Annotated in this window: 28 protein-coding genes and 1 riboswitch; of the genes, 27 read left to right on the forward strand and 1 reads right to left on the reverse strand. The window is 74.2% G+C overall.

Annotated features, from left to right (window positions below; all coding sequences use genetic code 11):
- The first annotated feature begins 12 nt into the window (after positions 1–12).
- From mihF to AC1DZC_RS02740, 19 genes are all read left to right on the forward strand, one after another.
- Positions 13–324: an integration host factor, actinobacterial type gene (gene mihF / locus AC1DZC_RS02650; protein WP_028046342.1), complete on the forward strand. Its 312-nt coding sequence runs from the start codon at positions 13–15 to the stop codon at positions 322–324.
- A gap of 67 nt (positions 325–391) precedes the next feature.
- A complete protein-coding gene (gene gmk / locus AC1DZC_RS02655; protein WP_477042157.1) occupies positions 392–961 on the forward strand; it encodes a guanylate kinase in 570 nt (189 codons plus the stop codon).
- Positions 962–1,001: 40 nt separating this feature from the next.
- Positions 1,002–1,265, forward strand: a complete 264-nt coding sequence (gene rpoZ / locus AC1DZC_RS02660) for a DNA-directed RNA polymerase subunit omega (protein ID WP_028046344.1) — start codon at positions 1,002–1,004, stop codon at positions 1,263–1,265.
- Positions 1,266–1,274: 9 nt separating this feature from the next.
- The gene (gene coaBC, locus AC1DZC_RS02665; protein ID WP_477042158.1) at positions 1,275–2,471 is read left to right on the forward strand and encodes a bifunctional phosphopantothenoylcysteine decarboxylase/phosphopantothenate--cysteine ligase CoaBC; all 1,197 of its coding nucleotides are present in this window, start codon (positions 1,275–1,277) and stop codon (positions 2,469–2,471) included.
- Positions 2,472–2,508: 37 nt separating this feature from the next.
- Complete coding sequence (metK, locus tag AC1DZC_RS02670; protein WP_477039408.1) at positions 2,509–3,711, forward strand: methionine adenosyltransferase; 1,203 nt, start codon at positions 2,509–2,511, stop codon at positions 3,709–3,711.
- Between the two features lie 77 nt (positions 3,712–3,788).
- On the forward strand, positions 3,789–5,867 hold the full coding sequence (locus tag AC1DZC_RS02675) for a primosomal protein N' (protein WP_477042159.1): 2,079 nt from the start codon (positions 3,789–3,791) through the stop codon (positions 5,865–5,867).
- Positions 5,864–6,478, forward strand: coding sequence for an HAD family hydrolase (locus AC1DZC_RS02680; RefSeq protein WP_477042160.1), 615 nt, complete (start codon positions 5,864–5,866; stop codon positions 6,476–6,478). Before AC1DZC_RS02675 ends, AC1DZC_RS02680 begins: the two co-directional genes overlap by 4 nt.
- Before the next feature lie 10 nt (positions 6,479–6,488).
- Positions 6,489–7,427 (forward strand): methionyl-tRNA formyltransferase, encoded by a 939-nt coding sequence (locus tag AC1DZC_RS02685; RefSeq protein WP_477042161.1) that lies wholly within the window; start codon positions 6,489–6,491, stop codon positions 7,425–7,427.
- Positions 7,424–8,923, forward strand: a complete 1,500-nt coding sequence (locus AC1DZC_RS02690; RefSeq protein WP_477042162.1) for an RsmB/NOP family class I SAM-dependent RNA methyltransferase — start codon at positions 7,424–7,426, stop codon at positions 8,921–8,923. Before AC1DZC_RS02685 ends, AC1DZC_RS02690 begins: the two co-directional genes overlap by 4 nt.
- A gap of 31 nt (positions 8,924–8,954) precedes the next feature.
- Entirely contained in the window at positions 8,955–9,617 is a 663-nt protein-coding gene (gene rpe / locus AC1DZC_RS02695; RefSeq protein WP_477039403.1) for a ribulose-phosphate 3-epimerase, read from the forward strand.
- An 80-nt stretch (positions 9,618–9,697) separates the two neighbouring features.
- Positions 9,698–9,830: riboswitch (FMN riboswitch) on the forward strand.
- A gap of 75 nt (positions 9,831–9,905) precedes the next feature.
- The gene (gene ribD / locus AC1DZC_RS02700; protein ID WP_477042163.1) at positions 9,906–10,973 is read left to right on the forward strand and encodes a bifunctional diaminohydroxyphosphoribosylaminopyrimidine deaminase/5-amino-6-(5-phosphoribosylamino)uracil reductase RibD; all 1,068 of its coding nucleotides are present in this window, start codon (positions 9,906–9,908) and stop codon (positions 10,971–10,973) included.
- Entirely contained in the window at positions 10,973–11,578 is a 606-nt protein-coding gene (locus AC1DZC_RS02705) for a riboflavin synthase (RefSeq protein WP_477042164.1), read from the forward strand. Before ribD ends, AC1DZC_RS02705 begins: the two co-directional genes overlap by 1 nt.
- A complete protein-coding gene (gene ribB / locus AC1DZC_RS02710; protein WP_477039400.1) occupies positions 11,575–12,930 on the forward strand; it encodes a 3,4-dihydroxy-2-butanone-4-phosphate synthase in 1,356 nt (451 codons plus the stop codon). The genes AC1DZC_RS02705 and ribB overlap by 4 nt, the downstream gene beginning before the upstream one ends.
- Positions 12,927–13,394 carry a 6,7-dimethyl-8-ribityllumazine synthase gene (gene ribH / locus AC1DZC_RS02715; RefSeq protein WP_477042165.1) on the forward strand — a complete coding sequence of 156 codons (468 nt, stop codon included), beginning with the start codon at positions 12,927–12,929 and terminating at the stop codon, positions 13,392–13,394. Before ribB ends, ribH begins: the two co-directional genes overlap by 4 nt.
- Positions 13,394–14,101, forward strand: a complete 708-nt coding sequence (pnuC, locus tag AC1DZC_RS02720; protein ID WP_477039398.1) for a nicotinamide riboside transporter PnuC — start codon at positions 13,394–13,396, stop codon at positions 14,099–14,101. Before ribH ends, pnuC begins: the two co-directional genes overlap by 1 nt.
- Entirely contained in the window at positions 14,098–14,361 is a 264-nt protein-coding gene (locus AC1DZC_RS02725; protein ID WP_477039397.1) for a phosphoribosyl-ATP diphosphatase, read from the forward strand. Before pnuC ends, AC1DZC_RS02725 begins: the two co-directional genes overlap by 4 nt.
- Positions 14,362–14,378: 17 nt before the next feature.
- On the forward strand, positions 14,379–15,227 hold the full coding sequence (gene hisG, locus AC1DZC_RS02730; protein ID WP_477039396.1) for an ATP phosphoribosyltransferase: 849 nt from the start codon (positions 14,379–14,381) through the stop codon (positions 15,225–15,227).
- A gap of 8 nt (positions 15,228–15,235) precedes the next feature.
- The gene (locus tag AC1DZC_RS02735) at positions 15,236–15,673 is read left to right on the forward strand and encodes a PH domain-containing protein (RefSeq protein ID WP_477042166.1); all 438 of its coding nucleotides are present in this window, start codon (positions 15,236–15,238) and stop codon (positions 15,671–15,673) included.
- 1 nt (position 15,674) lies between these two features.
- Positions 15,675–16,595 carry a 2-phosphosulfolactate phosphatase gene (locus tag AC1DZC_RS02740; protein WP_477042167.1) on the forward strand — a complete coding sequence of 307 codons (921 nt, stop codon included), beginning with the start codon at positions 15,675–15,677 and terminating at the stop codon, positions 16,593–16,595.
- On the opposite strand, the gene AC1DZC_RS02745 is transcribed toward AC1DZC_RS02740, so the two are convergent.
- Complete coding sequence (locus tag AC1DZC_RS02745) at positions 16,588–17,712, reverse strand: DUF3866 family protein (RefSeq protein WP_477042168.1); 1,125 nt, start codon at positions 17,710–17,712, stop codon at positions 16,588–16,590. The two genes, AC1DZC_RS02740 and AC1DZC_RS02745, sit on opposite strands and share 8 nt — an antisense overlap.
- 34 nt (positions 17,713–17,746) lie before the next feature.
- On the opposite strand from AC1DZC_RS02745, the gene AC1DZC_RS02750 reads away from it, so the two are divergent.
- Genes AC1DZC_RS02750 through AC1DZC_RS02785 form a run of 8 tightly spaced genes read left to right on the forward strand, consistent with a single transcriptional unit; the run spans position 17,747 to position 26,746 of the window.
- A complete protein-coding gene (locus tag AC1DZC_RS02750; RefSeq protein ID WP_477042169.1) occupies positions 17,747–18,787 on the forward strand; it encodes a helix-turn-helix transcriptional regulator in 1,041 nt (346 codons plus the stop codon).
- A complete protein-coding gene (locus AC1DZC_RS02755; protein WP_477042170.1) occupies positions 18,780–19,754 on the forward strand; it encodes a helix-turn-helix transcriptional regulator in 975 nt (324 codons plus the stop codon). Before AC1DZC_RS02750 ends, AC1DZC_RS02755 begins: the two co-directional genes overlap by 8 nt.
- On the forward strand, positions 19,751–20,086 hold the full coding sequence (locus AC1DZC_RS02760; RefSeq protein ID WP_477042171.1) for a hypothetical protein: 336 nt from the start codon (positions 19,751–19,753) through the stop codon (positions 20,084–20,086). The genes AC1DZC_RS02755 and AC1DZC_RS02760 overlap by 4 nt, the downstream gene beginning before the upstream one ends.
- 58 nt (positions 20,087–20,144) lie before the next feature.
- Complete coding sequence (gene tatA / locus AC1DZC_RS02765) at positions 20,145–20,435, forward strand: Sec-independent protein translocase subunit TatA (protein WP_477039389.1); 291 nt, start codon at positions 20,145–20,147, stop codon at positions 20,433–20,435.
- 43 nt (positions 20,436–20,478) lie between these two features.
- Positions 20,479–21,267, forward strand: a complete 789-nt coding sequence (gene tatC, locus AC1DZC_RS02770) for a twin-arginine translocase subunit TatC (RefSeq protein ID WP_477039461.1) — start codon at positions 20,479–20,481, stop codon at positions 21,265–21,267.
- Positions 21,264–22,181 (forward strand): diacylglycerol/lipid kinase family protein, encoded by a 918-nt coding sequence (locus tag AC1DZC_RS02775; protein ID WP_477042172.1) that lies wholly within the window; start codon positions 21,264–21,266, stop codon positions 22,179–22,181. Before tatC ends, AC1DZC_RS02775 begins: the two co-directional genes overlap by 4 nt.
- 48 nt (positions 22,182–22,229) lie before the next feature.
- The gene (locus tag AC1DZC_RS02780; RefSeq protein WP_477042173.1) at positions 22,230–25,091 is read left to right on the forward strand and encodes a DEAD/DEAH box helicase; all 2,862 of its coding nucleotides are present in this window, start codon (positions 22,230–22,232) and stop codon (positions 25,089–25,091) included.
- A 17-nt stretch (positions 25,092–25,108) separates the two neighbouring features.
- The gene (locus AC1DZC_RS02785; protein ID WP_477042174.1) at positions 25,109–26,746 is read left to right on the forward strand and encodes an amidohydrolase; all 1,638 of its coding nucleotides are present in this window, start codon (positions 25,109–25,111) and stop codon (positions 26,744–26,746) included.
- The last annotated feature ends 55 nt before the right edge of the window (positions 26,747–26,801 follow it).

The raw sequence follows: 26,801 nt of genomic DNA on the forward strand, positions 1-26,801 counted from the left end.
AAGGTGACGCGCGTGGCACTCCCTCCGCTGACTCCCGAACAGCGAGCGGCAGCACTACAGAAGGCAGCTGCGGCGCGACAGGCCCGTGCCGAGGTCAAGAATCGCCTGAAGTACTCCCAGGGCACGCTCTCCGAGGTGATCGCGCAGGGCCAGGCAGACGAGACGATCGGCAAGCTGAAGGTGCTCGCCCTCCTCGAGTCCCTGCCTGGCGTCGGCAAGGTCAAGGCGCGTGCGATCATCTCCGAGATCGGAATCTCCGAGACGCGGCGTGTCCGCGGCCTCGGACCGCACCAGGTGAAGGCTCTCGTCGACCGATTCGGGTGACGTGGTCGACCGGGTTGTGGACATCCGTCGCGACCCGGTTCCCTGGACGAGGAGTGCTGCACCACCCATGACGACGACGCCCGCCCGGCTGACCGTTCTCGCCGGACCGACTGCCGTCGGCAAGGGGACCGTGTCCGCCGACGTCCGGTCCCGCTATCCCGAGGTGTGGCTCTCCGTCTCCGCGACGACGCGGTCACCGCGTCCGGGCGAGGTGGACGGTGTCCACTACCTGTTCCTGTCCGGGGACGAGTTCGACCGGATGGTCGCCCACGGGGAGTTCCTGGAGTGGGCCGTCGTGCACAGCCAGAACAAGTACGGCACACCCCGCCGCCCGGTCGAGGCCCGGCTGGCGGCGGGGGAGCCGGCGCTCCTGGAGATCGACCTGCAGGGCGCTCGGCAGGTCCGGGCGTCGATGCCGGACGCGCACTTCGTGTTCCTGGCGCCGCCGACGTTCGAGGAGCTCGAGCGGCGGCTGGTCGGGCGGGGGACCGAGGGCGCCGAGGAGCGCGAGCGACGGCTGGCGACCGCCCGCGTCGAGCTCGCGGCGGCGGCCGAGTTCGACCAGATCATCGTCAACGACGACGTGCACCGGGCGACCGACGAGCTCGTCCACGGGATGGGCATCCCGACCAGGTAGGATGAGGGGTAGTCCACACCTTTTACCTCGGGAGATCACCGTGTCCGGAACCGTCGCAGCCCCCACCGGCATCACCGACCCGCCCATCGACCGTCTGCTCGAGCGCGCCGACTCCAAGTACGCCCTGGTGCTCTACTCGGCCAAGCGTGCGCGCCAGATCAACGCCTACTACTCGCAGCTCAACGAGGGCCTGCTCGAGTACGTCGGCCCGCTGGTCGACACCCGTCCGCAGGAGAAGCCGCTGTCGATCGCCATGCGCGAGATCGACGCCGGTCTGCTGACGTCCGAGGCCACCGAGGGCTGACCTGCCCCCATGCGCATCGTCCTCGGTGTCGCGGGCGGTATCGCCGCCTACAAGTCGGTGCTGCTGCTGCGGCTGCTGCGTGAGGCCGGGCACACGGTCCGCGTCGTGCCCACGCGGGCGGCCTTGGAGTTCGTCGGGCGTGCCACCTGGGAGGCCCTGTCGGGCGAGCCCGTGACCACCGACGTCTTCGAGGACGTCGACCAGGTCGCGCACGTCGCCGTCGGCAAGCAGGCCGAGCTCGTGATCGTCGCGCCCGCCACGGCGGACCTGCTGGCCCGCGCCGCGACCGGCCAGGCGGACGATCTGCTCACGGCCACCCTGCTCGTCGCCCGGTGCCCGGTCCTGCTCGCGCCCGCGATGCACACCGAGATGTGGGAGCACCCGGCGACCGTCGCCAACGTCGCGACGCTGCGGTCGCGTGGCGTGCACGTCCTGGACCCCGTCGCCGGTCGGCTGACCGGCTCCGACACCGGCCCGGGCCGCCTGCCCGAGCCCGAGGCGATCGCCCAGGTGGCCCTCGCCCTGGTGTCGACCCCGGCGCAGGACCTCGTCGGCCGCCACGTCGTGATCTCCGCCGGCGGGACACGAGAACCGCTCGATCCGGTCCGCTTCCTCGGCAACCGGTCCTCGGGCCGGCAGGGCGTCGCGCTCGCCCGTGCGGCCCGCGACCGCGGCGCGCGGGTGACGCTGGTCGCCGCCAACCTCACCGTGCCGACGCCCGCCGGCCTGGACGTCGTGCACGCCGAGACGGGCGCCGAGCTGCGCGACGCGGTGCGCGCCGCCGCCAAGGACGCCGACGTGGTGGTCATGGCCGCCGCCGTTGCCGACTACCGGCCACGCACCGCCGTCGAGACGAAGATCAAGAAGAACCCGGACGGCGCCGCCCCGGTCCTCGAGCTCGTCGAGACCGTGGACATCCTGGCCGAGCTCGCGCACGAACGGCTGCGCGCCGGCCAAGTCGTCGTGGGCTTCGCGGCCGAGACCGGCGACGGCGACGGTTCCGTGCTCGACCACGGCCGGGCCAAGGCGCTGCGCAAGGGCGCGGACCTGCTCGTCGTGAACGCCGTGGGCGACGGTCGCGGCTTCGGCACCGACGCGAACGACGTGACGATCCTCGACGGCAGGGGCGACGTCGTCGCGACCGCGTCGGGCAGCAAGGACCTCGTCGCGCACGCCGTCTGGGATGTGGTCAGCGCCCGGTTGTGACACGGCCGTGCCGTCGTCGCGCACTACGCTGTCCGCCATGACCGTGCCTGCGCTGCGCCTGTTCACGTCCGAATCCGTCACCGAGGGGCACCCGGACAAGGTCTGCGACCAGATCTCCGACGCCATCCTGGACGCCCTGCTCGAGCAGGATCCTCAGGCGCGTGTCGCCGTCGAGACCATGGTCACCACCGGGCTGGTGCACGTCGCGGGCGAGGTCACGACCAGCGCGTACGTCGAGATCCCGCAGATCGTCCGCCAGGTGGTCCGGGGCATCGGCTACACGTCGTCGCACATCGGCTTCGACGGCGACTCCTGCGGCGTCTCGGTCTCGATCGGTCAGCAGTCCCCGGACATCGCGGCCGGTGTCGACAAGTCGATCGAGGTCCGCGACGACGCCTCCGACATCGACCCGCTCGACCTGCAGGGCGCCGGCGACCAGGGCCTGATGTTCGGCTATGCGTCCGACGAGACGCCGTCGCTGCTCCCGCTGCCGATCTGGCTCGCCCACCGCCTGGCCGAGCGCCTGGCGCTCGTGCGCAAGGAGGGGATCCTGCCCGGGCTGCGTCCCGACGGGAAGACCCAGGTCACCATCGGCTACGACGGCGACCGCGCCGTGAGGCTCGACACCGTCGTCCTGTCGACGCAGCACGAGCCCGACGTCCAGCTCGAGACGCAGCTGCGCCCGGGGATCGCCGAGCACGTCATCGCACCCGTCCTGGCGACCATCGACCTCGACACGAGCGACTTCCGCCTGCTCGTGAACCCGACGGGGACCTTCGTCATCGGCGGCCCGCAGGGCGACGCCGGGCTCACGGGCCGCAAGATCATCGTCGACACCTACGGCGGCATCGCGCGCCACGGCGGCGGCGCGTTCTCGGGCAAGGACCCGTCGAAGGTCGACCGCTCCGGCGCGTACGCGATGCGCTGGGTGGCCAAGAACGTCGTCGCGGCAGGGCTGGCCCGCCGCTGCGAGGTGCAGGTCGCCTACGCGATCGGCAAGGCGAACCCCGTCGGCCTCTACGTGGAGACGTTCGGCACCGAGACCGTCCCGGTCGACCGCCTGACGGCCGCGATCCGCGAGGTGTTCGACCTGCGCCCGGCCGCGATCGTCCGCGACCTGGACCTGCTGCGCCCGATCTACCAGAAGACCGCCGCCTACGGGCACTTCGGTCGCGAGCTGCCCGACTTCACGTGGGAGCGCGCCGACCGCGTCCCGGACCTGCACGCCGCGATCGGCTGAGCTGCATCCCTTCCCCGGTGGACCAGTCTGTGCACGACGCGGCCCGGCCCGTCGGTCGCGGATGATGGGATGAGCGCATGGACGTGACGGCCGACGGCGAGCAGCTCGTGCTCGACGGGCTGCCCAAGCCGCGGCGCCGCGTGCGGGCCGCGACGTCCGGCGTCCCGATCGCCGACGAGCTGCCCGTCGCGCGCGTCTGCGTCGACCTGCCCCCCGCCCACCTCGACCGCAGCTTCGAGTACCTCGTGCCCGCCGCCCTGGCGGAGACGGCGGTGCCGGGCACGCGCGTGAAGGTGCGGTTCGGGGGCCAGGACGTCAACGGGTACGTGCTCGAGCGCGTCGAGGAGGCGGAGCACGACGGCACCCTGGCGCCGTTGCGCAAGGTGGTGTCCGCCGAGCCGGTGCTGTCGCCCGAGGTCGCAAGACTGGCTCGCGCCGTCGCCGACCGCTGGGCCGGGACCCTCGCGGACGTGCTGCGCCTTGCGGTCCCTGCCCGGCACGCCCGCGTCGAGGCCGAGGTCCCCGTCGAGGCCGAGCAGCCGGCGCCGCCGACGGCGACCGCCACGGCATGGGTGCCCTACCGGGGCGGACCCGCCTTCCTGCAGCACCTGACCGCCCGTGGCGCCCCGCGCGCAGTCTGGTCGGCCCTGCCGGGTGCGGCGGGCGACCGGTGGCCCGACGCGATCGCGCAGGCGGTCGCCGCGTGCGTGCTGGGCGGTCGCGGGGCGCTCGTCGTGGTCCCCGACGCTCGGGACATCGACCGGGTGCTGGAGGCGCTGGCCGAGGTGGGGATCCCGCGCTGGGCCCCCGGGAGCCGAGGCGGCGCCGTGCGGCTCGCCGCCGACGACGGTCCCGCGGTGCGCTACCGGTCGTTCCTCGCAGCGCTGCGCGGGCAGGCGGACGTCGTCGTCGGGACCCGGGCGTCTGCGTTCGCCCCGGTGCGCGACCTCGGCCTGGCGGTGGTCTGGGACGACGGCGACCCGCTGCACGCCGAGCCGCGGGCGCCGTACCCGCACGTGCGCGAGGTGCTGGCCCTGCGCTCCGAGCTCGAGTCCTGCGCGCTGCTCGTCGCGGCGCACGGTCGCAGCGTCGAGGCGCAGGCACTCGTGGAGAGCGGGTGGGCGCGCGAGGTCGCCGCGGACCGCGCGACAACCCGCCGGCGCGCGCCCCGGGTGCAGGCGCTCACGTCGGTCGAGCTGGCGCGGGAAGGACCGGCGGCGGCGGCGCGGCTGCCCGCGCCGGCGTGGCGCACCGTGCGCGACAAGCTCGCCGACGGTCCGGTGCTGGTCCAGGTCCCGCGAGCCGGCTACCTGCCGGCGGTCGCGTGCGGACGGTGCCGCGCCTCGGCGCGCTGCGGCGTGTGCCACGGACCGCTCGGGCTGACATCGGCGACGGCCGTGCCGACGTGCGGCTGGTGCGGTCGGCTCGCCACCGACTGGCGCTGCACCGAGTGCGGCTTCGGCTCCCTGCGCTCGGTCCGGGTCGGGTCCGAGCGCACCGCGGAGGAGCTCGGCCGCGCGTTTCCCGGGGTGCCGGTGCGGGTCTCCGGTGCTCGCGCCGCCGGGGGCGTGCTGGCCTCGGTGAAGGACGTTCCCGCGGTCGTCGTGTCGACGCCCGGGGCCGAGCCCGTCGCGCCCGGCGGGTACGCCGCTGCGCTGCTTCTCGACGCGTCCGTCAGCACCGCAGGGGCGGCGCTGCGGACCGGCGAGGACGCGCTGCGCCGGTGGTTCGCCGCCGCCGCGCTGGTGCGGGCCGCGTCCGACGGGGGAGTGGTGCTCCTGGTCGGCGACGCCGAGGAGCGGGCGACCCAGGCGCTCGTGCGCTGGGACCCGGCCGGGTACGCGTCGCGCGAGCTGGCCGAGCGGGCCGAGCTCGCCCTCCCGCCCACCGTCCGGATCGCCTCGGTCACCGGTCCGCGCGACGCCGTCGACACGCTGGTCGCCCGCCTCGACGTCCCGCAGCTGGAGGTCCTCGGGCCGGTGCCCGTCGACGCCCGCGAGGAGTCGCTGGAGCCCGAGGTCCGCGCCCTGGTCCGCGTCCCGCGCTCCCACGGGTCGGCGCTCGCCCGGTCGCTCGCGGCCTCGCAGGCGGTGCGCTCCGCGCGTCGTGAGGGCGGGACCGTCCGCGTCCAGCTCGACCCGGCGGACCTCGGATGACCGTCGACGCCGTGGTCTTCGACCTCGGACAGGTGCTCGTGCGCTGGGACCCGTTCGGACCGTTCGTCGGCCGGATGGACCGGGATGCCGTCGAGGCGTTCTTCGCGGACGTCGACTTCCCGTCGTTCAACCACCACCAGGACGCGGGCCGTCCGTGGGCGCAGGCGAAGGCGGAGGTGCGCGCCCGATTCCCGCAGCACGCTGCCGCCCTCGACGTGTACGTCGACCACTTCGCCGACGCGCTGCCGGGCCCGGTGCCCGGCTCGGAGCGGCTGGTGCGCGACCTCGTCGCGGCCGGGGTGCGCACGCTGGGCCTGACCAACTGGTCGGCGGAGACGTTCCACCTGGCCGAGCCGGCCGCGCCCGTGGTCGGGCTGCTCGAGGACGTCCTGGTCTCCGGGGCCGTGGGGCTGGCCAAGCCGGACGAGCGGATCTTCCGGCTGCTCATCGACCGGTTCGACCTCGACGCCGCGGCGACCGTCTTCGCGGACGACTCTGCGGTGAACGTCGAGGCGGCAGCCCGGCTGGGCCTGCAGGCGGTGCTGTTCACGTCCGCGCAGGACCTGCGGCTCGACCTGGTCGCGCGCGGGGTGCCGCTGCCGCGCACCTAGGATCGAGGCCATGCGACTGCTCTTCGCCGGAACTCCCGCGGCCGCGGTGCCGTCGCTCGAGGCACTCCTCGGATCCCGCCACGAGGTGGTCGCCGTGCTCACGCGACCCGACGCCCGCTCCGGCCGCGGACGCACGTCCGGCGTGAGCGCGGTCAAGGCCCGCGCGCTGGAGGCGGGCCTCGAGGTGCTCACCCCGGACCGCCCGCGCGACGAGGCCTTCCAGGCGCGCCTGGCCGAGCTCGCCGTCGACGCCGCACCCGTGGTCGCCTACGGCGCCCTCGTCCCGCCCGCGCTGCTCGACGTGCCGACGCACGGCTGGGTCAACCTGCACTTCTCGGTGCTGCCCGCCTGGCGCGGCGCGGCTCCCGTGCAGCACGCGCTGATCGCCGGCGACGAGGTCACGGGCGCCTCCACGTTCCGGCTCGAGGCCGGGCTGGACACCGGGCCGGTCTACGGGTTCCTCACCGAGACGATCCGCCCGCGCGACACCGCGGGCGACCTGCTCGACCGGCTCGCGGTCGCGGGCGCGGGGCTGCTCGTGCGGACGCTGGACGCGATCGAGGACGGGATCCTGAGCCCGGTGGCGCAGAGTACGGACGGGGTCAGCCACGCCCCGAAGCTCGAGACCGAGGACGCGCGCGTGCGCTGGAACCAGCCGCCGCACGCCGTCGACCGCCGGGTCCGCGGCTGCACGCCCACGCCCGGCGCGTGGACCACGCTGCCGGACGGTTCACGCCTCGGTCTGGGCCCGGTCGTGGGCGTGCCCGACGTCACCGACCTCCCGCCCGGCGAGGTGCGCGCGGGCAAGCGGGAGGTGCTCGTCGGCACCGGCGGGCACGCGGTGCGGCTCGGCGAGGTCACGCCGCAGGGCAAGCGTCCGATGGCGGCCGCCGACTGGGCACGCGGTGCGCGCCTCGAGGGCACGGTCGTGCTGGGCGGTGCGGCATGACCGCCGACGACCGGCGCGACCCGAGCGGCCGCCAGCGTGGCGCGGCTCGCGCGCAGGGCCGGACGCAGCGTTCGTCGGCGGCGCCGTCGCAGCGGCGCAAGGGCAGCGACGCCGCGCGCACGGCCGCGTACGACGTCCTGCGCGCGGTCGCCGGCACCGACTCCTACGCCAACCTCGTCCTGCCGCCGCTGCTCCGCGAGCGCCGGATCGACGCGCGCGACGCGGCGTTCGCCACGGAGCTCGCCTACGGCACGCTGCGGCTGCAGGGTCGCTACGACGCGATCATCGCGCTGGCGGCGTCGCGCCCGACCGACAAGATCGACCCACCCGTCCTCGACGTGCTCCGCCTGGGCGCCCACCAGCTGCTCGGCATGCGCGTGCCCGCCCACGCGGCGGTGTCCGAGACGGTCGGTCTCGCCCGGGAGCAGCTCGGCACCGGTGCGTCCCAGTTCGTGAACGCCGTCCTGCGCGCGATCGGTCGCGAGCCGCTCGACGTGTGGGAGCAGCGGATCACCGAGGGGACCGACCACCTCGGCGCCCTCGCCGCCGTGCAGAGCCATCCCGTCTGGGTGGTCCGTGCGCTGCGGGAGGCCCTCGCCGGGCACGGGCGGTCTGCCGACGAGATCGAGGAGCTGCTCGTCGCGGACAACGTGGCGCCGCACGTGACCGTCGTGGCCCGGCCGGGTCTGGCCGACGCCGACGAGGTGCTCGCGGACGCGCCCGGCTCGACGCGCGGTGCGCTGACACCGACCGCGGTGGTCCTGGCAGGCGGCGACCCGGCCGCCCTGCCGAGTGTGCGCGACGGTCGCTCCGGGGTGCAGGACGAGGGCAGCCAGCTCGTGGCGCTCGCGCTGACGCAGGTCCCGGTCCACGGTCGCGACGACCGATGGCTGGACCTGTGCGCGGGCCCGGGCGGCAAGGCCGCGCTGCTCGCAGCCGTCGCGGGGGAGCGCGGGGCGCGGATCGTCGCCAACGAGCTGCAGCCGCACCGCACGCAGCTGGTCGAGCAGGCGTTGCGGGCGGTCCCCGCCGACGCCGTCGAGGACGTGCGCACGGGCGACGGTCGCGAGGTCGGCACGCAGGAGCCCGCGTCGTTCGACCGGGTCATGGTCGACGCACCGTGCACCGGGCTCGGTGCCCTGAGGCGTCGGCCGGAGGCGCGGTGGCGCAGGACGGCGGCCGACGTCGCCCCGCTGAACGCCCTCCAGCGCGAGCTGCTCGTGTCGGCGCTGCGGGCGGTGCGCCCCGGCGGCGTCGTCGCCTACGTCACCTGCTCGCCGCACCTCGTCGAGACCCAGCTCGTCGTGAAGGACGCGCTGCGTGCCGCCGACAAGGAGAACCTCGTCGTCGAGGTGCTCGACGCCCAGGCCGTGGTCCGGGGGATCGTCCCGGACGGGCAGATCGACCTGCCCGAGGGACGCCTCGACGTGCAGCTGTGGCCGCACGTGCACGGCACGGACGCGATGCACCTGAGCCTGCTGCGCCGCACGTCGTGATCTCGGCGGGGCCCTGGCTAGGCTGGTCGCCGTGCCAGCGCTGATCAACCCGAGCATCCTGTCCGCGGACTTCGTCAACCTCGAGCGGGACCTCGCGCGGATCGCCACCGCCGACTACGTCCACGTGGACGTCATGGACAACCACTTCGTCCCCAACCTGACGCTCGGGCTGCCGATCGTGCAGCGGATCGCCGAGGTGTCCGCGGTGCCGCTCGACGTGCACCTCATGATCGAGGACGCCGACCGGTGGGCGCCCGAGTACGCGGCGGCCGGAGCGGCGTCGGTGACGTTCCACGCCGAGGCGACGCAGGCGCCGGTGCGGCTGGCACGCGAGCTGCGGTCGAACGGCGTGCGGGCGGGGATCGCGCTGCGTCCGGCGTCGCCGGTCGAGCCGATCCTGGACCTGCTGCCCGAGTTCGACATGGTGCTCGTGATGACCGTCGAGCCCGGGTTCGGGGGCCAGTCGTTCATCGAGGGCATGCTGCCCAAGATCCGGCGGACGCGGCAGGCGATCGAGGAGACCGGCGCGTCGACCTGGCTGCAGGTGGACGGCGGCGTCGCCCGGGACACGATCGCGCGGATCGCGCAGGCCGGGGCGAACGTCTTCGTCGCCGGGTCGGCCGTCTACGGCGCCCCCGACATCGCCGCCGAGATCTCCGCCCTGCGGCTGCTCGCGGACGGCCCGGCGGTCTGAACGAATCCCGATCCAACAGATCGGGTTTGCTGTCGGGAATGCCGCGTGTGGCATGATCGTTGGCGCAGTACGAACACATACACGTGCTCCGGGGTCGGTGTAATTCCGAGCCGGCGGTGACAGTCCGCGACCCGACCGGTCCGCAAGGATCGGGCGGTTGACCTGGTGGAACTCCAGGACCGACGGTGAAAGTCCGGATGGGAGGATCACGTGGCGGCGCCTGTGCGCCGTGGTTGCGGGACCCTTCCTGCCGCCCACACCCCGGAGCCATCGCGCCCGGAGGTGAGCATGTCCAGCACGGAGGTCGAGCGCGTCGCTCCCGCCGAGCTGTCTGCCCTGCGGCACGCGCTGGAGATCGCGCGACGCGGCCCGGCCGGTGGCCCGAACCCGCGCGTCGGCGCGGTCCTGCTGAGCGTGTCCGGCGAGGTCCTGGGGGAGGGCTGGCACCGCGGTGCCGGCACCCCGCACGCCGAGGTCGCCGCCCTCGTCGACGCGGAGGCACGCGGCAGCGACACCGTCGGCGCGACCGCAGTCGTCACGCTCGAGCCGTGCAACCACACCGGCCGCACCGGCCCGTGCTCCGAGGCCCTGATCGCCGCAGGTGTCAGCCGCGTGGTCGTGTCGGTCGTCGACCCCAACCCGGTGGCCGCGGGCGGCGCCCAGCGGCTCCGGGACGCCGGCGTCGACGTGCAGACCGGCGTGCTCGCCGACGAGGGGCGCGAGCTGCTCGGCGCCTGGCTGCCGTCGGTCGAACGTGGGCGCCCGTTCGTCACGCTCAAGCTCGCCACGTCCCTCGACGGCCGGATCGCCGCAGCCGACGGGTCCAGCCGGTGGATCACGTCGGAGGTGTCGCGCCACCACGCCCACGACCTGCGCGCCGAGGTGGGCGCGATCGTCGTCGGCACCGGGACCGCGCTGGCCGACGACCCGTCCCTGACCGCCCGCAACGCCGCGGGCGAGCTGCACGGCGACCAGCCGCTGCGCGTGGTCGTCGGGTACCGGCCGGTGCCGGCCGGCGCGCGCCTGCACGGCCCGGGCGGGGAGCTGCTCGCGCTGCGGACGCACGACCCGGCCGAGGTCCTGGCGCGCCTGCAGGAGCGCGAGGTGCGGCACGTCCTGGTCGAGGGCGGCCCGACCCTCGCCGCGGCGTTCGTGCGGGCCGGGCTCGTCGACGAGGTGCATGCCTACGTCGCCCCCGTCCTGCTCGGCTCCGGCCCGCCCGCGCTGGCCGACCTCGGCGTCACGACGATCGACCAGGCCGTCCGCCTGACCACGCGCACGGTCCTGCCGCTCGGCCCGGACGTGCTCGTCGTCGCCACCCCCGAACTCACCAGCACCACCAGCGAGGAGAGCTGATGTTCACCGGAATCGTCGAAGAGGTCGGCACCGTCCAGGCCATCGAGCACGGGGCGCAGGACGCCCGGCTGCGCGTGCGCGGCCCGCTCGTGGTCTCGGACGCGCACCTGGGGGACTCGATCAGCGTCTCGGGCGTCTGTCTCACGGTGACCGAGCTGCCCGGCGACGGGACGTTCTGGGCCGACGTGATGCCGGAGACCCTGCGCCGCAGCGCGCTGGAGGACCTCGGTGTGTCCAGCCCGGTGAACCTCGAGCGCGCGCTGGCGGTCGGCGGTCGGTACGGCGGCCACGTCGTGCAGGGGCACGTCGACGGGGTCGGCACGATCCTGAGCCGCACCCCCGGACCGCGGTGGGACGACGTCGAGATCGGCCTCGCGCCCGAGCTCAACCGGTACATCGCCGAGAAGGGCTCGATCGCGGTGTCCGGCATCTCGCTGACCGTCACGCACGTCACGGACGACTCATTCGGCGTCTCGCTCATCCCGACGACGCTCGAGGCGACCACCCTCGGCACCCTGGCACCCGGGGCCCGCGTGAACATCGAGGTGGACGTCCTGGCCAAGTACACCGAACGCCTGCTGTCCTCGGCCGGGGTGCTGCGATGAGCGTCCGTCTGGGCACCGTCGAGGAGGCCCTGGAGGCGTTGCGGCAGGGACGGCCCGTGCTCGTCGCCGACTCCCCGGACCGCGAGAACGAGGCCGACGTCATCCTCGCGGCGCAGTCCGCCACACCCGAGTGGATCGCGTGGACCATCCGGCACTCGTCGGGGTACCTGTGCGCGCCCATGCCGGCGTCCCGCGCGGATGCCCTGGACCTGCCGCTGATGGTGCCCCACAGCCAGGACCCGCGCCGGACGGCCTACACGGTCACGGTCGACGCGGCCACGGGCGTGACGACGGGCATCTCCGCGTCCGACCGTGCCCGCACGCTGCGGGTGCTGGCGGACCCGGCGTCGGGCCGGGAGGACCTCATCCGGCCCGGGCACGTCCTGCCGCTGCGTGCCGTCCCCGGGGGCGTGCTGCACCGGGCCGGCCACACCGAGGCCGCGGTCGACCTGTGCCGGCTCGCGGGCCTGGAGCCGGTCGGCGCGATCGCCGAGCTGGTCAACGACGACGGCACGATGACGCGGCTCGACGTCGCGTCCGAGCTCGCGCAGGCCGAGGGGCTCGTGCTCCTGACCATCGAGGACATCGTCGCCTGGCGGACGAGCCACGGCGACGACGTGACCAGCGAGGTCGCGGTCGCCGCGCCGCCGCGCGAGCGGGTGCACGCGACGCACACGGCGTACCTGCCGACGAAGCACGGCGAGTTCCGCATCCACGGCTACCGCGACCTGCGCACCGGCGACGAGCACGTCGCGCTGGTGCCGACGAGCGGCCTGGCCGAGCATCCCGTGGTCCGCGTGCACTCCGAGTGCCTCACGGGCGACGCGTTCGGCTCGGCGCGCTGCGACTGCGGTCCGCAGCTCGACGCGGCGCTCGAGCTCGCGTCGCAGCAGGGCGGGGCGGTCGTCTACCTGCGCGGTCACGAGGGCCGGGGGATCGGACTGCTGGCCAAGGTCGCCGCCTACGCGCTGCAGGACGCCGGTCGGGACACGGTCGAGGCCAACCTCGACCTCGGCTGGCCCGCGGACCGCCGCGAGTACGGTGCCGCGGCAGCGATCCTCACGGACCTCGGGGTGAGCCGGGTCAGCCTGCTCACCAACAACCCCGCCAAGGTGGCCGGGCTGCGGGCGCACGGCATCGACGTCGCGGAGATCCGCAGCCTCGAGGTCGGGCGCACCCCGCAGAACGAGGCCTACCTGCGCACCAAGGCCACGTCGATGGGGCACCTGCTCCACCTGCCTGCCGGCACCGAGCGCGAGCCCATCGCCGTCGCACCGGTGCACGCGACGCCGGCCACCCCCGGCGCCGACCACGAGGACCACGCGTTCGAGAACCTGGAGGACCTGGCATGAGCGGTGCTGGAGCACCCACCCTGACCGTCGACGGCACGGGCCTGAAGGTCGTCGTCGTCGCCGCGAGCTGGCACACGGTCGTCATGGACGGCCTGCTCGCCGGCGCGACGCGAGCCCTGGAGTCCGCGCACGTCAGCGACGTGACCGTCATCCGCGTGCCGGGCACGTTCGAGCTGCCGGTGGCCGCGCGCGCCGCGGTCGAGGCCGGCGCGAACGCGGTCGTCGCCCTGGGCGTCGTGATCCGCGGCGGCACCCCGCACTTCGAGTACGTGTGCCAGGCCGCGACGCTCGGCCTGACGGACGTCGCCGCGTCGACCGGCATCCCGGTCGGCTTCGGCGTCCTGACCTGCGACGACGAGGCGCAGGCGCTCGACCGCGCCGGCTTGCCCGGGTCGCACGAGGACAAGGGCGCCGAGGCTGCGGAGGCCGCCGTGGCGACGGTTGTGGCGCTGCGGGGGCTCTAGTGCACAACTGGCTCTTCGACGCGACGTGGACCATCGCGGGCCACGACATCCTCTGGCGCGAGATCGTCGGCAACGGCTTCGGCCTGGGCTCGGCGATCGGCGGCATGCGCCGGAAGGTCTGGGCGTGGCCCGTCGGCATCGTCGGCAACGTCCTGCTGTTCACCGTGTTCCTCGGTGGCGTGTTCCACACGCCGCAGGCTCGCGACCTGTACGGGCAGGCGGGCCGTCAGGTCTTCTTCATCATCGTCTCGGTCTACGGCTGGGTGCGGTGGAGCCAGGCGCGGGCGGCCGGACGCGCGCACGGGGACCCGGACGCGCCCGGGGTCGTGCCGCGCTGGGCGGGCCGCAACGGCTGGATCCAGCTCGTCACCATCGGCGTCGTCGGGACGGTCGCGTTCGCGTACATCTTCGAGGCGCTCGGCTCGTGGGGACCGTGGGCCGACGCGTGGATCTTCACGGGGTCGTTCCTGGCCACGTACGGGATGGCGCGCGGCTGGATCGAGTTCTGGCTCATCTGGATCGCCGTCGACGCCGTCGGGGTGCCGCTGCTGTTCACGGCCGGCTACTACCCGTCGGCCGCCCTCTACCTCGTCTACGCGGGCGTCGTGATCTGGGGCTTCGTGGTGTGGTGGCGTCAGCAGGCACGCGCCCGGCCCGCGGACGGCGACGGAGGGCTGCCGCAGCAGCCCCTACTCTTGGCCGAGTGAAGACCTTCGACGCGCTGTTCGCCGAGCTGGCGGACAAGGCGGCTACCCGCCCCGCCGGCTCCCGTACCGTCGCCGAGATCGACTCCGGTGTCCATGGCATCGGCAAGAAGGTCGTCGAGGAGGCCGCCGAGGTCTGGATGGCGGCCGAGTACGAGTCGGACGAGCGGACGGCTGAGGAGATCTCCCAGCTGCTGTACCACCTGCAGGTGCTCATGATCGCGCGCGGACTGACGCTCGACGACGTGTACGCGCACCTCTGAGACCCGAGGACTTCGCTGTGCTGAGGATTGCCGTCCCGAACAAGGGCTCCCTGTCGGAGCCTGCCGTCGAGATGCTCAAGGAGGCCGGCTACAAGCAGCGTCGCGACTCCCGCGAGCTCGTGCTGCCCGACCCGGACAACGACGTCGAGTTCTTCTTCCTGCGCCCGCGCGACATCGCGGTGTACGTCGGCGCGGGGACCGTCGACGTCGGGATCACCGGCCGCGACCTGATGCTCGACTCGGAGTCCGCGGCCGTCGAGCACCTGCCGCTCGGGTTCGCCCGCTCGACGTTCCGGTTCGCCGGCGCGGCCGGGGAGTGGACCGACGTCGCGCAGGTCGGTGGCCGCCGGGTCGCGACGAGCTACCCGGTGCTGGTGCGCTCGTACCTGCGCTCGCTCGGCATCGAGCCGGCCGGCGTCGTGCGGCTGGACGGTGCGGTCGAGTCCGCGATCAAGCTCGGCGTCGCCGACGTGATCGCGGACGTCGTCGAGACCGGCACGACGCTGCGCGCGGCAGGCCTCGAGATCTTCGCGGAGCCGATCCTGCGCTCGGAGGCCGTCCTGGTCCGCCGGTCCGACGTCGACGAGCCCCTGGGCCTCGACGTGCTGACCCGGCGGATCCAGGGCGTGCTCACCGCGCGCGAGTACGTGCTGATGGACTACGACGTGCCGCTCGACCTCGTCGACAAGGCCGTCGCGATCACGCCCGGGCTCGAGTCGCCCACCGTCTCGCCGCTGCACAACCGCGACTGGGCGGCCGTGCGCGCCATGGTCCGTCGCGACCAGACGAACCGCGTCATGGACTCCCTCTACGACATCGGTGCGCGCGCGATCCTGGTGACGTCGATCCACGCCTGCCGACTCTGAGCGTCGTCGTGGCGGCATCGTCGTACCGGACGTTCCGACCTCGCGCCGCGCGGGTGGTGACGCTCACGCTCGCGGTCATCGTCCTCGTCCTGACGGGCCTGCTGATCGTGTTCATGCCGACCCTGAACACCGGCGACCAGGTCGGCTTCGCGCTGGTCGGGCTGCTCATCGCGGGGTTCTGCTGGCGACAGGCCACCGTCCAGGCCCGGGTCGACGACGAGGGCGTCACGGTCCGGAACCTCGTCTACACGCGCCGGCTGGAGTGGGCCGAGATCGTCTCGGTGCGCTTCGGCTCTGGGCGGCCGTGGGTCCAGCTGGACCTGTCCGACGGCGACACGCTGGCCGTCATGGGCATCCAGCGGGCGGACGGCGCCTACGCCGACGCCGAGGCCCGGCGCCTCTCGACCCTCGTCGCCCAGCACACGGCCACGCCTCGGGACGACTGAGGTGGAGATCGAGGTCGACGGCGAGCGGTTCCGCGTCGTCGAGAGCGCGACCGGCGGCTACGACCTGACGTGGTTGACCGGGCCGAACCCCGGCTACGGCTTCTCCTCGAGCGGCATGCCGCTCGACCCTGGACGGCTTGCGGAGACCATCCGCGGGTTCCTCGCCGGGATCGACCCCGCGACGGGGTACCTCGGGGAGGACCCTGCTGCGCAGCCCGGCTACCCGGTCTGCTTCGAGTGGGGGCTGCAGGGTGCGCGATCCCTGGCGGCGTCGGCGGCCGTCTCGGTGGTCGTCGACGTGCTCTCGTTCACCACGACGCTGTCCGTCGCCGCGGACCTGCGGATCGACGTCCTGCCGCACGCGGGCAGCGCCGAGGACGCCGCGCGGCTCGCCGCCGACCGGGGTGCCACGCTCGCCGGTCCGCGGACCGCCACGCACGGGCCGTCACTGTCGCCGGCGAGCCTGCGGCGGTGGGACGCTCCCGGACCGCTCGTCCTGCCGTCGCCCAACGGCTCGACGATCGGTCGCCGGCTCGCGGAGCTCGGCACGACCGTCGTGGGTGCGAGCCTGCGCAACGCCCACGCGGTCGCCGCCGAGGTCGGACCGCTCGGACGGGTACTGGTCGTGGCGGCCGGCGAACAGTGGCCGGACGGATCGCTGCGGCCCGCGGTCGAGGACCTCTGGGGTGCGGGCGCCGTGATCGACGCGCTGCAGCAGCAGGGACTCGTGCTGTCGCCCGAGGCGGCCGCCGCGGCCGCGGCCTACCGGGAGGTGCGCGGCCACGAGCGCACCGCCCTGCACGGGTGCACGAGCGGTCTCGAGCTGGGCCGTGCCGGGTTCGCCGGCGACGTGGACATCGCGGCAGAGGTCGGTCGCAGCACGTCGGTGCCGACGCTGGTCGACGGCGTCTTCGTCAGCTGAGCAGGTCGACCGCGTGCACGCCCGCGGCGGCGGCGGTCAGGAACGACGCCGGGTCGGCATCGAGCCCCCGGCCCATCGTCGACAGGCGAACCGGTGAGCCCGCCAGCGCGCTCAGCAGGTCCGCTCCTGCGGGCACCCGCACCAGGCGGTGCCGCGACGACAGCGCCGCGACCTGGTCGTCGATCCGGTGCCCGAGCCCGTCGAGCGCACCCGGGTCGAACACGGGGACGACGACGTCCGCGGCCGCGAGCGCGACCCGTCCGTAGGCCGTCAGGGAGTGGTGCGAGATGCCGAGGTGGCGCTCGCGCTCGTCGGCCCCCGAGACGCGCAGGGACGCGACCGGGCGACCGCCCAGCGCGGCCGCCGCGTTGACGGCCTCGCCCGCCGCGACGCCCGAGAACCCCCAGCGCGTGCCCGTGCCGAGGTTGCCCGGCCCCTGCGCGACGACCACGAGAGAGGCGCCGACGACGTGCCGCGCGGCCAGCAGCCCGGTGTGCACCGTGACCGCCTCGAGGTCGCCGCCGAACGCCTGCCCGGTCGTGATGCAGGCGTCGATCCAGCCCGCCGACCGCAGGCCCGCGACGGCCCGGGAGAACCAGGCGGGCAGCGCGCCGCCGTCGGTCATCACGTACGCGACCCTCGGAGGTGCCTGGCCGGTGCGGGCGGCGGCAAAGCGGGCGCCCGCGACGATCGCGGGGAGGGCGGAGTGCAGGTCCGCGACGACGACCGGCAGCCCGGCGAGGTCGTCCGCGTCGCGAAGCACGTCGTGGTGCGGCGACTCCTGGTCGTCGACCCCCAGGACCATCGCCTGCAGCGGCGTGTACCTAGCCTTGACCAGGTGGCCGGGACCCTCGGGCGGGTCGGCCGGCGGGGTGTCGGGCCGCGCGACGACCAGTGCGTAGCCGCCGGTGCCCAGCCCACGGGCCAGGGCCGAGACGTTGAGCAGGACCCGGTCGCCGATGACGGGGGACCCGACGAGGGAGGGGTAGGCCAGCGCCCGGACGGTCCCGCCGGCGGGAACCGCCCCGACCGGCGACTCCAGCTCGACCGTCACCTCTGCGGCGCCCGGCCACGTGGATCCGAGCGACACCACGACCCCAGCACGCCACGTGATCACGCGCCCACGCTACCGGCCACTACGGTGGTGCTCGATGGCCGCTCAGATCGCCCCTGCCGAGCGCCTGCTCAACCTCGTCATCGCCCTGGTCAACACGGCCGGCCGCATGACGAAGGAGCAGGTGCGCACAAGTGTCGCCGGCTACCAGGAGGCACCGTCCGACGACGCGTTCGAGCGGATGTTCGAGCGCGACAAGGACACCCTGCGCGACCTCGGCATCCCGATCCTGACGATCACCGACGCGGGCCACGGCGACGACATCGGCTACCGGGTCGACCTGGACGCCTACGCGCTGCCCCCGCTCGACCTCACCGCCGCCGAGCTCGGGGTGCTCGCCATGGCCGCCCAGGTGTGGCAGGACCAGGCCGTCCAGGCGGACACGTCGCGCGCCCTGACCAAGCTGCGGGCCGTCGGCGAGGGTGTCGAGTCGACGGACCTCGTCGCGGGCCTCTCCCCGCGCGTGCGGGCGGGCGGCGGCGCGTTCAGCCCGCTCGTCGACGCCGTCCAGGCGCGGCAGCCGGTCAGGTTCACCTACCGCGCCGCGACCACCGGCGAGGTCCGCGAGCGCGTCGTGGAGCCGTGGAAGCTGCTCGCCCGGCGTGGCGGCTGGGTGCTCGTCGGCCTGGACCGGGACCGTGGCGCCAGCCGGTCGTACCGGCTCAGCCGCATCGAGGGTGCCGTGCGGTCGGTGGGGGAGCCCGGGTCGTTCCCGCCCCCCGAGCCGGAGGCGCTCGCCCAGGCGATGCGCGCGTGGGGAGCCGGACCCGAGCTGATCGCGACCCTGGCGATCCTCCCGGAGCGCGCGAGCGCCCCGCGGGCGCGCGCCGTCCCTGCGCCACCGGACGCCACGGACTGGACCGCCGACCCCGCGACCGCGCCCCTCGTCGCGAACCGCGAGCTGGTGCACGTGCCGTACCGGGCCGAGTGGGAGCTGGCCGAGGAGCTCGTCGGCTACGGCGCGGCCGTCGTCGTGCTCGCGCCCGTCAGCCTGCGCGAGCACGTCCTGCACCTGCTGCGTACCGCGGCCGTCCTCGACTCGTCCGTCGACCAGCAGGGGGTGAGCGTCGATGGCTGAGCGCGCCAGCGACCGGCTCCTGCGGATGCTGGGGATGATCACCTACCTGGACCGGCACGAGGGCGTCGCGGTCGAGGAGATCGCCGACCACTTCGGCGTGACGACGAGCCAGGTGATGTCGGACATCGACACGCTCTGGGTCACAGGCACGCCGGGCTACTACCCGCACGACCTCATCGACTTCGACGCGGCCTCCTACGAGCAGGGCGTCGTGCGCCTCACGGAGTCGCGCGGCATGACGCGGCCGCTGCGCCTGGGTGCCCGTGAGGCGGTCGCGCTGGTCGCGGCGCTGCGGGCGCTCGACTCGGCCCTCGGCTCGGCCATGGACCCCGAGCGTGCCGCGGTCCTGCGCTCGGCTCTGGGCAAGCTGACCGCGGCGACCGGCGACGCCGCAGCGGCGGTCGACGTGCGGCTCGCCGTCGACGCCGCGCCCGACGTGGCCGCCGCGGTCGCGACGGCCCTGCGCGACGGGCGACGGCTGCACCTGCGCTACGTGAACGCCGCGGACATCACCACCGAGCGCGACGTGGACCCGATCCGGCTCGCGACCGACGACGAGCGCTCGTACCTGCTGGCGTGGTGCCTGCTCGTGGACGGCGAGCGGCTCTTCCGCATCGACCGCGTGCTGGAGGCCCACGTCCTGGACGAGCCGAGCCTCGAGCACCAGGTGAGCGAGAGCGCGCACCTGTTCGAGCCCGGGCCCGAGGGTGAGCTCGTCACGCTGCACCTGACCAGCCGGGCCCGGTGGGTCGCCGAGACGACGCCCGTCGACGCCGTACGCAACCACGACGACGGCTCGTTCGAGGTCGACCTGCGGGTGGTGCAGGAGTCCTGGCTGCGGCACCTCGTGCTCCAGGTCGCCGACGACGTGCTCGAGATCCAGCCCGCCCGCGTCGCCGAGGAGGTCGCGTCGTCGGCCCGAGCGGCGCTGCGGGCCTACGGTGCGCTCGCCGAGACGGGGGTGTGAGGGTGCTCTGGTTCTCCGTGTGGACCGTGCTGGTGCTGGCGACGCTGGGTGGCGCCTTCCTGCTCGGCCGGCGGCTGTGGCGGTCCGGCGTCGCGCTGGCGAAGGAGCTCGGCCGTGCCGCCGAGGTAGCCGAGCAGCTGGCCGTGCGCGTCGACGAGCTGCAGGCCGCGGCCGCCGCTCTGCGGCCCGACACCGGTCCGACCGTCTTCGCCGAGCCCGCCGAGATGTACGACCGCTACGCCGAGCTCCGCGTCGCCGCGGCCGGCCGCCGGGTCGCCCGGCAGGCTCGTCGCGAGGCGACCCGACGCGCCTGGAAGGCCTACTGGCGCTGACCGTTTCCGCGCGCGCGTAGGATTGCCGAGTCATCACTCAACGACGGAGGCTCGATCCGTGCGTAACCTCAGCGCCTGGCACGTGGTTCTCGTGCTCGCCGTGGTCCTTCTCGTCTTCGGGGCCAAGCGGCTCCCGGACGTGGCCAAGAGCGTCGGGCAGTCGATGAAGATCTTCAAGAACGAGGTCAAGGACCTGAACAAGGACGACGCGCCGACGACGGACGCGCCGGCCGGCACCACCCCGGTGGCCCAGACCACCGTCGTCACCCCGCCGGTCGTCGTGCAGACGCCCGTCGTCACCCCGGACCGGCCCGAGCCGACCGAGGGTTCCGCCCCGCCGAAGGTCTGACCCGCAGGTGAGCGCACGCCGCGGGGATGAACCCGGCGGCCGGATGCCGCTGCGAGCACATCTGGTCGAGCTGCGTCACCGGCTGTTCCTCGCCGTCATCGGCCTGCTCGTCGGGGCCGTCATCGGGTGGTTCCTGTACACGCCGGTCTTCGAGGCCCTGCAGCAGCCCATCCAGGACGTGGCCGAGGCGCGCGGCGACCTCGTCGGGCTGAACTTCAACGGCCTGGCCGCCTCGTTCGACATGCAGATCAAGGTCTCGTTCTTCCTCGGCGTGCTCATCTCGAGCCCCTGGTGGATCTACCAGCTCTGGGGCTTCATCACGCCCGGGCTCACGCGTCGCGAGCGCGCGTACGCGTACGGGTTCGTCGGCGTCGCCGTGCCGCTCTTCCTCGCGGGCGCCTACCTCGCCTGGTGGGCGCTGCCGAACGCCGTCCGGCTGCTGACCGAGTTCACCCCCGAGGGCGCGTACAACCTCATCGACGCCCAGACGTACCTCGGCTTCGTCATGCGCCTGACCCTGGCCTTCGGTCTGGCGTTCCTGCTGCCCGTGCTCATGGTCGCCCTCAACTTCGCGGGCCTCGGCTCGGCGGCGATGTGGCGCCGCAGCTGGCGGTGGGCCGTCGTGATCGCGTTCGTCTTCGCGGCCGTCATGACCCCGACCCCCGACGCGATCACGATGCTCATGGTCGCGCTGCCGATCTGCGGGCTGTACTTCATCGCGCTGCTGGTCTGCGAGCTGCACGACCGGCGGGTCAACAAGCGTCGCCTGGCCGAGGGGCTGCCGACGCTCGACGGCTACCTGCCCGACGACACCCCCGGGGGGGCCGCGTGACTCGTCTGGGCGTCGTGGTGAACCCCACCGCGGGCAAGGGGCGGGGGACCGCCGCCGGCCGACGCACGCACGAACTGCTGCGTGCTCGCGGGCACGACGTCCAGGACCTCTCGGCTGCCTCGCTCGCGCTGGCCACCGACCGCGCCCGCACGGCCGTCCTGGCGGGCCTCGACGCGCTGGTGGTCGTGGGCGGCGACGGGATGGTGCACCTGGGCGTGAACGTCGTCGCCGGCACCGACCTGCCGCTCGGCGTCGTCGCGGCGGGGACGGGCAACGACATCGCGCGCACGCTCGAGCTGCCGAAGCCGGGCGACGTCGACGCGTCCGTCGCCGCCATCGAGCACGGGCTGCGCGAGGGACCCCGGCAGGTGGACGCGGTGCGCGTCGGTCCGCCCGGCACGGCCGCGCACGAGTGGTTCCTCGGGGTGCTGTCCTGCGGGTTCGACGCCGCGATCAACGCCCGGGCGAACGAGATGACCTGGCCCAAGGGCTCCGGGCGGTACGTGCGGGCGCTGCTCGCCGAGCTGCCCAGGTTCGAGCCCTACGGGTACCGCGTGACCATGGACGACCAGGTGTGGGAGTCCACCGGCACGCTCGTCGCGGTCGCGAACGTGCCGTGGATCGGCGGCGGCCTGAAGATCGCGCCCGACGCCGTCGTGGACGACGGTCTGCTCGACGTCGTCGTCGCCGGACCCTTCAGCAAGCCCGGCGTGATCAAGATCTTCCCCGGCATCTACGGGGGCAAGCACGTGGGCCACCCGTCCGTCGACGTGTTCCGCAGCCGGTCCGTGCTCATCGAGCCGCTGACCGACCTCGGCGGCCTGCCGCCCGCCGCGTTCGCCGACGGGGAGCGCGTCGGACCGCTCCCGCTGCGGGTCACCGTCGAGCCCGGGGCGCTCTCCGTCCTGTGCTGATGCGCGCGCCGGGCCTGTGGGCGGCCCACGTGTGCCTAGGGTGTGCGTGTGGTGGCCCGCACACGCAAGTCCTCCCGTCCCGCTGACCCGCCGGCCGAGCCCTCGCCCGCCGAGCGTTACGCGGCGGCCCGCCGCCGGGCCGACGAGGAACGCACCGAGCTCGCCAAGTTCCGGGAGCTGCTGGGGTTCCCGCTCGACCAGTTCCAGGTGGACGCGTGCCTGGCGCTGGAACGCGGCAGCGGGGTGCTCGTCGCGGCGCCGACCGGTGCGGGCAAGACCGTCGTCGGCGAGTTCGCCGTGCACCTCGCGCTCGAGTCCGGTCGCAAGGCGTTCTACACGACGCCGATCAAGGCGCTGTCCAACCAGAAGTACGGCGACCTGGTCCGTCGCTACGGCGCCGAGAAGGTCGGCCTGCTCACCGGGGACACGACGATCAACGGGGACGCCCCGGTCGTCGTGATGACCACCGAGGTGCTCCGCAACATGCTGTACGCCGGGTCGACGACCCTGCAGGGGCTCGGGTTCGTCGTCATGGACGAGGTGCACTACCTCGCCGACCGGTTCCGTGGGCCCGTGTGGGAAGAGGTGATCATCCACCTCACCGACGACGTGCAGCTGGTGTCGCTGTCCGCGACCGTCTCGAACGCCGAGGAGTTCGGCGACTGGCTCGCCACCGTCCGCGGCGACACGACCGTGGTGGTCAGCGAGCACCGTCCCGTGCCGCTCGGGCAGCACGTCCTTGTACGAGGCGAGCTGCTCGACCTGTACGCGGGTCACGTGGACCCGACGGCACCGGGGGTCGACCCGCCGATCAACCCCGACCTCAGCCACCTGCTGCGCCGCAGCAACCGCGAGGAGGTGCCGGCCCGACGCGGTCCCGCGCACCGCGGCAGGCAGCAGCAGGGCCGCCCGAACCACCGCCCGGGCGGCGGGAAGCCCACCCCTCGGTTCGCGGTCGTCGACGCGCTGGAGGCGGACAGGCTGCTGCCCGCGATCGTCTTCATCTTCTCGAGGGCGGGCTGCCAGGGCGCCGTGCAGCAGTGCCTCGCCGCGGGCGTGCGGCTGACGAGCCCGGCCGAGTCGTCGCGGATCCGGATGATCGTCGAGGAGAAGTGCGCCGCCGTCCCGCCCGAGGACCTGCCCGTGCTCGGCTACTGGGAGTTCGCGGAGGCGCTCAGCCGGGGCGTCGCCGCGCACCACGCCGGGATGCTCCCGCTGTTCAAGGAGACCGTCGAGGACCTGTTCTCGCAGGGGCTGGTCAAGGTCGTGTTCGCCACCGAGACGCTCGCGCTCGGCATCAACATGCCCGCGCGGTCCGTGGTGCTCGAGAAGCTGGTCAAGTGGGACGGCTCGAGCCACGTCGACGTCACGCCGGGGGAGTACACCCAGCTGACCGGACGCGCGGGACGCCGGGGGATCGACACCGAGGGCCATGCGGTCGTCGTCGCGCACCCTGGGCTCGACCCGGTGCAGCTGGCCGGCCTGGCGTCCAAGCGGCTCTACCCGCTGCGGTCCAGCTTCCGGCCCACCTACAACATGGCCGTCAACCTCGTGGCGCAGGTCGGTCGCGACCGTGCTCGTGAGGTCCTGGAGACGTCGTTCGCGCAGTTCCAGGCCGACCGGGGTGTCGTCGGCCTGGCGCGGCAGGCACAGAGCCACACAGAGGCGCTGGACGGCTACGCGAAGGCGATGGAGTGCCACCAGGGCGACTTCGCCGAGTACGCGTCCCTGCGCCGGCAGATCACAGCCCGCGAGAAGGACCTCACACGCGCCGAGGCGTCCGCCCGCCGGGCCGAGGTCGCCCGGACGCTCGAAGGCCTGCGGGTCGGGGACGTGCTCGAGATCCCCGTGGGGCGTCGGTCGGGCCACGTCGTCGTCATCGACCCCGGCGGCGAGGCCGGGTTCGACGGCCCGAAGCCGACCGTGCTCACCGTCGACCGTCAGGTGCGCAAGCTCACGGTGGCCGACGTCGGGACGGGGGCCCGCACCGTCGGGTTCCTGCGCGTGCCCAAGGGGTTCACCGCCCGCGTGCCGGCCGCCCGTCGCGACCTGGCCGCCCAGCTCCGCACGGCCGTCAGCGAGGACGGGCACGCCCACACGTCGTCCAAGGGCCGCGTGAAGCCGACCCGACGGGCGGCGGCCACCGACGACGCCGAGATCGCCGAGCTGCGGCGTCGGATGCGCGCGCACCCGTGCCACAGCTGCCCCGACCGCGAGGAGCACATGCGCTGGGCCGAGCGCTGGGCGCGGCTGTCCGGCGAGCACGACGCGCTCGTCGCCCGGATCGCGGGCCGCACGGGTTCGATCGCGGCCGTGTTCGACCGCATCTGCGACGTGCTGCTGCAGCTGGGCTACCTCGCGCAGTCCGACGCCGAGGGCGGCGGCCGCGCCACGCTCGAGGTGACCGACGAGGGCCGCTGGCTGCGCCGGATCTACGCGGAGAACGACCTGCTGCTCGCGGAGTGCCTGCGACGCGGCGTGTTCGACGAGCTCGACGCCCCGGGTCTCGCGGCGGCCGTCTCGACGCTGGTCTACCGGTCCCGCCGCGACGACCAGGGCGAGCCGCGCATCCCGGGAGGACCGGCGAGCAGGCTGGGGGTCGCCCTGGACGCGACCGTGCGGGCCTGGTCCGAGCTCGACGACCTCGAGTCCGCGCACAAGGTCGAGACGACGCAGCCGCTCGACACCGGCCTGGTCGAGGCCGTGCACCGCTGGGCGGCCGGACGCAGCCTCGACGCGGTGCTCAAGGGCAACGAGCTGTCCGCCGGGGACTTCGTCCGCTGGTGCAAGCAGGTCATCGACGTGCTCGACCAGGTGTCCCAGGCGGCTCCGCACGACCGCGTCCGCGAGACCGCCCGCAAGGCCGTGGACGCGTTGCGGCGCGGAGTGGTGGCGTACTCGTCGGTGTAGGGCTCTATCGTGCCCGTGTGAGCTCGACCCTCTACCGCCACGGCGCGGTGCACACGTCCGCAGACCCGTTCGCCGAGGCGCTGCTCGTCGAGGACGGTGTGGTCGCGTGGATCGGCGCCGACGACACCGCCGACGGGCTCGCCTCCCGGGCCGACGAGGTGATCGATCTCGACGGCGCGCTCGTGGCCCCCGGCTTCGTCGACGCGCACGTGCACGTCCTGGAGACCGGCCTCGCGCTCGAGAGCATCGACCTGTCGGCCGAGGGCGGCGTGCACTCGCTCGCGGACGCGCTCGAGGCCGTGCACAGGGCGGCACAGCAACGGCCCGCGAGCGCGCAGGACAGCCCTCTGCTCGGCTTCGGCTGGGACGAGCTGCGCTGGCCCGAGGGGCGGCCGCCCACCCGCGAGGAGCTCGACTCGGCCGCGGGTGGCGCTCCGGTGTACCTGGCCCGCGTCGACGTGCACTCGGCGGTCGTCTCGAGCGCCCTGACCGCGAGCGCCGGCCTCGACGTGCTGCCGGGCTGGAGCTTCGACGGGCGCGTCGAGCGGGACGCGCACCACGCCGCCCGGGACGCGGCGCGCACGGTCGCGCCGGACCGGCGGACCCGGTTGTACCGCCAGGCGCTGGAGCACGCCGCGGCCCGGGGCGTCGTCTCCGTGCACGAGCAGTCGGCGCCCTTCATCGACACGCGCGAGGGTCTGATCGAGCTGCTCGAGCTGACCGCCGACGAGGAGCGCGGCCTGCCGCACCTCGTGGGCTACCGCGGCGAGCAGTGCGTCACGGTCGACGACGCGCGCGAGATCCTGGCGGCGATCCCCGGCCTCACCGGGATCGGTGGCGACCTGAACATCGACGGCTCGCTCGGCTCGCGGACCGCCGCGCTGCGGGCGCCCTACACGGACGCCCCGTCGAGCGACGGCGCGTTGTACCTGACCGCCGAGCAGGTCTGCAACCACCTCACCGCGGTCACCCGTGCGGGCGTCCAGGGCGGCTTCCACGTCATCGGCGACCGGGCGATGGACGAGCTGCTGATCGGGCTGCGGGCCGCCGTCGACGTGGAGGGTGTGGAGGCGATCGCGCGACGCGGGCACCGGCTCGAGCACGCCGAGCTCGTCGACGCCCCGACGTTGGCCGCGTTCGTCCTCCTGGGCGTCCAGCTGAGCGTCCAGCCCGGGTTCGACGCCGCGTGGGGCGGTCCGGACGGCATGTACGCCGCCCGTCTCGGCGCCGGCCGCGCCGCCGCCCTCAACCCGCTGGCCGACCTCGCCGCGGCCGGGATCCCGCTCGCGTTCGGCTCGGACTCGCCCGTCACGCCGATCTCGCCGTGGGCGGCGGTCCGTGCCGCGGTCCAGCACCGCTCCGCCGACCAGCGGATCTCGGCGCGGGCCGCGTTCCGGGCCTCGACCCGTGGCGGTTGGCGGCTCGCGGGCCTCGACCACACCGGCGCCGGCGAGCTGCGGGTGGGGTCGCCGGCCCACCTCGCGGTGTGGCGTGCGGAGCATCTGACCGTGCAGTCGGCGGACGGCCGCTTCTCGTCGTGGAGCGCCGACGCGCGCGCGGGGATCCCGCTGCTGCCGGACATGTCGCAGGACGCCCCGCTGCCGGAGTGTCTGCGCACCGTGCGCGGCGGGACCGTCCTGCACGACACGTTCTGAGACACGCCGGACGCCGCGATCCGAGACACGCGGGAGAACCTGGACAACTGACCGG

The organism is Cellulomonas sp. P2_B4 (genome assembly GCF_056404795.1).